The organism is Bacillus sp. LR--39, assembly GCF_053613335.1.
Genome location: NZ_JBSIOT010001495.1, coordinates 1 through 537, shown reverse-complemented (window position 1 = coordinate 537; position 537 = coordinate 1). Strand labels below are relative to the sequence as shown.

Below are 537 nucleotides of genomic sequence, written 5' to 3'. Positions count from 1 at the left end.
CCCCGCCCTGATGAATCCCTTTCAGACGCTGAACGGCTTTTGAACGAATGAGGTCTGTCAGCACAGGCTCCAAATCTGCCTCCCCGTAAAGGCGGTCATTGATCTTCATGATGCTCTCCTGCAAATCGTTCCGTCAGTTTGCAGCGATGGGCATCCATCATGTCTTCCAATGAAACACCGTATATGCCGGCAAGCATGATCAAATTCCCCATTACATCGCCCATTTCTTCGATCAGTTCTTTTTTCAGTTCAGCAGCCGGCCGTTTTGCTTCGTCAGGACGGTCCCTTCCGATTTCGTATGCTCTAACCGCTCTCGCCAGTTCGCCAGCCTCTTCCATTAAAAATCCCATCCTGATGAAAGGTCCGTATTCGCTCCATCCTCTTTCCCTGTAAAATGCCTTTGTCCATTGCTCCGCGTCTGTGATTGTCATAAGTTATACACTCCCGTTTAGAAATTCAATTATATTATCGCACACGGAACAAACAATATATAGTACAATGTTAATTGCTTTTATCAATATATGGAGTTGGAGTGAG

Annotated in this window: 1 protein-coding gene and 1 pseudogene; both read right to left on the bottom strand. The window is 46.2% G+C overall.

Features of this window, described 5'->3' with window-relative positions; genetic code table 11:
* A pseudogene (locus ACWHAR_RS31365) lies at window positions 1–109 on the bottom strand (HD domain-containing protein); the annotation flags it as partial.
* The gene (locus tag ACWHAR_RS31360) at window positions 96–431 is read right to left on the bottom strand and encodes a MazG nucleotide pyrophosphohydrolase domain-containing protein (protein ID WP_003185554.1); all 336 of its coding nucleotides are present in this window, start codon (window positions 429–431) and stop codon (window positions 96–98) included. The pseudogene ACWHAR_RS31365 and the gene ACWHAR_RS31360, both read right to left, overlap by 14 nt.
* Between the last annotated feature and the right edge of the window lie 106 nt (window positions 432–537).

Bases quoted from the DNA above. Each gene is read 5' to 3' on its own strand.
- ACWHAR_RS31360 (WP_003185554.1), bottom strand. From the start codon at position 431: ATGACAATCACAGACGCGGAGCAATGGACAAAGGCATTTTACAGGGAA.